The sequence below is a fragment of the Streptomyces sp. NPDC002138 genome, assembly GCF_040296485.1.
GTDB lineage: Bacteria > Actinomycetota > Actinomycetes > Streptomycetales > Streptomycetaceae > Streptomyces.
Genome location: NZ_JBEOXE010000153.1, coordinates 1 through 2,815, shown reverse-complemented (window position 1 = coordinate 2,815; position 2,815 = coordinate 1). Strand labels below are relative to the sequence as shown.

Here is a 2,815-nt window from a genome sequence, read left to right as displayed (position 1 = left end):
GGCACGAAGTGCTGCGCACGGTGTACGGGGTCGTGGACGGCGAGCCGTACCAGCGCATCGTCGGGCTGGACGAGCTGGACTGGGAGCTGTCGGCCGTCGAGGTGGCACCCGCCGACCTCGACAACGCGGTTGCCGGGGCGATGCGCCATGCGATCGACCTCTCCTGCGAACTGCCCATCCGTGCCTGGCTGTTCTCGACCGGTTCCGGCGAGAAGGTGCTGGTCATGGTCGTGCACCACATCGCCGGTGACGGTTGGTCGACGGGGCCGCTGGCTCGCGATCTGTCCACCGCGTACGCGGCGCGTTGTGCGGGCGGGGCCCCGGAGTGGGAGCCGCTGCCGGTGCAGTACGCCGACTATGCGCTGTGGCAGCGTGAGCTGCTCGGTGACGAGGGCGATCCGGAGAGCGTGCTGGCGGCCCAGCTGGCCTACTGGCGTGAGGCGTTGGCCGGTGTTCCTGAGGAGTTGGAGCTGCCGTTCGACCGGGCGCGTCCGGCGGTTGCCGGTCACGTGGGGCACCGTCTTCCCGTGGAGGTGCCGGCCGGGGTGCATGCCCGTCTGGTGGAGCTCGCGCGGGCCGAGGGTGTGACCGTGTTCATGGTGCTGCAGGCCGCGCTTGCGGTGCTGCTGTCCCGGCTGGGCGCTGGTACGGACATCCCCATCGGTTCGGCGAGCGCGGGCCGTACGGACGAGGCGCTGGACGACCTGGTCGGGTTCTTCGTCAACTCCCTGGTGCTGCGCACGGATCTGTCGGGTGACCCGACCTTCCGTGAGGTGCTGGGCCGGGTCCGGGAAACGGGGCTTTCGGCCTTCGCCCACCAGGAGGTGCCGTTCGAGCGCCTCGTCGAGGAACTCGCTCCCAGCCGCTCCATGGCCCGGCACCCGCTGTTCCAGGTGATGCTCACCGTGGACAACAACGCCGAAGCCGTCCTGGACCTGCCGGGCGTACGGGCCGGTGCCGTGGCTGCGGAGCTGACCACGGCCAAGTTCGACCTGGAACTCAGTGTTCTGGAGACCTTCGACGCCGACGGCACGCCGGCAGGACTGCACGGCGGGGTGATCGCGGCAGCGGACCTGTTCGATGCCGAATCGGCCGCGCGGATCATGGGCCGGTGGACTCAGGTTCTGGCCGCGCTGTCCGAGGACCCGCAGGTGCGCCTGAGCCAGGTGGACGTGCTCGACGCCGAGGAGCGTCGGCGCGTACTCGAGGAGTGGAACGACACCACCCTCGACGTCGAGCCGTCGACGCTGCCGGCCCTGTTCGAGGCCCAGGTGGCGCGGACCCCGGATGCCGTCGCCCTGGAGTTCGAGGACGTCCGGCTCTCCTACGCCGAGCTGGACGCGCGGGCGAACCGCCTGGCCCGCCACCTTGCCGGTCAGGGAGTGGGCGCGGAGTCCGTGGTCGCCGTGGCCCTGGAGCGCGGCACGGATCTCGTACTGGCTCTGCTGGCCGTCATGAAGGCCGGTGGCGCCTACCTGCCGGTCGACCCGGACTACCCGGCGGACCGGATCGCGTACACGCTGGACACTTCCGGCGCGGCCGCGGTGGTGACCACGGCCGCGCTGGCAGACCTGGTCCCGCCGGGGGTGTCGCGGGTGCTGGTGGAGGACCCGGCCATAGCCGCCCTCGACAGCAACGCGCTCGACCGGGCGCCCTCTCCCGAGCACCCGGCCTACGTGATCTACACCTCCGGCTCCACGGGCCGCCCCAAGGGTGTGGTGATCGAGCACCGGTCACTGGTCAACTTCCTTGCCTCGATGCAGGAGCGCTTCGCCCTGGACGAGGACGACCGGCTGGTGGCGGTCACCACGGTCGGCTTCGACATCGCCGGCCTGGAGCTCTACCTGCCGCTGCTCAACGGTGCCCGCGTCGTGCTCGCCGCCCGCGAGGTCGTACGGGATCCGCGGGCCCTGCGTGCCCTGATCGTGGCCGCTGGCGCGACCGTCGTGCAGGCGACGCCGAGCCTGTGGCAGGCCCTGCTGGCCGAGTCCGAAGCCGCGGACGACTCCCGGCCCGAATGGCTCACCGGTGTACGCGCGCTGGTCGGCGGCGAGGCACTGCCGGGCGAGCTGGCCCGCACCCTGGTGGCCACGGCCGCCTCGGCGACCAACTTGTACGGTCCGACCGAGACCACCATCTGGTCCACCGACCGGCGGCTGTCGCCCGAAGCCACCGCCGACGGCGTCTCCTCCATCGGCGGCCCGATCGCGAACACACGGGTCTACGTGCTCGACGGGTCGCTCGCCCCGGTCGCGCCCGGTGTCGCCGGCGAGCTGTACATCGCCGGCTCCGGCCTGGCCCGCGGCTATCTGAACCGCCCAGGCCTGACCGCCGAACGCTTCGTGGCCTGCCCGTTCGGCGGTGTGGCGGAGCGGATGTACCGGACCGGCGACATCGCGCGGTGGACCGTCGAGGGCGATCTGGAGTTCGTCGGCCGCGCCGACGAACAGGTGAAGCTGCGTGGCTTCCGGATCGAGCCGGCGGAGATCGCGGCCGCGCTGACCGCGCACCCGCAGGTCACGCAGGCCTTGGCCGTCGTGCGTGAGGACGTCGCGGGGGACCGGCGGCTGGTCGCCTACGCCGTGGTTGCCGATGATGCCGGGGCTGACCTGACGGGCTCGCTGCGGGAATTCGCGGCCGCCCGGCTGCCCGAGTACATGGTGCCGTCGGCTGTCGTCCTGCTGGACGCGCTGCCGCTGACGCCGAACGGGAAGCTGGATCGCAAGGCTCTGCCGGCCCCTGAGTACGCGGGTGGTGTGGGTCGTGGTCCGGTGTCGCTCCAGGAGGAGCTGTTGTGCGGGGCGTTCGCGCAGGT

At 71.8% G+C, this 2,815-nt stretch carries 1 protein-coding gene; it reads left to right on the top strand.

Annotated features, from left to right (window positions below):
- Positions 1–2,815: non-ribosomal peptide synthetase (locus ABT084_RS37775; protein WP_351054351.1), on the top strand; the 2,815-nt coding region annotated here is incomplete at both ends.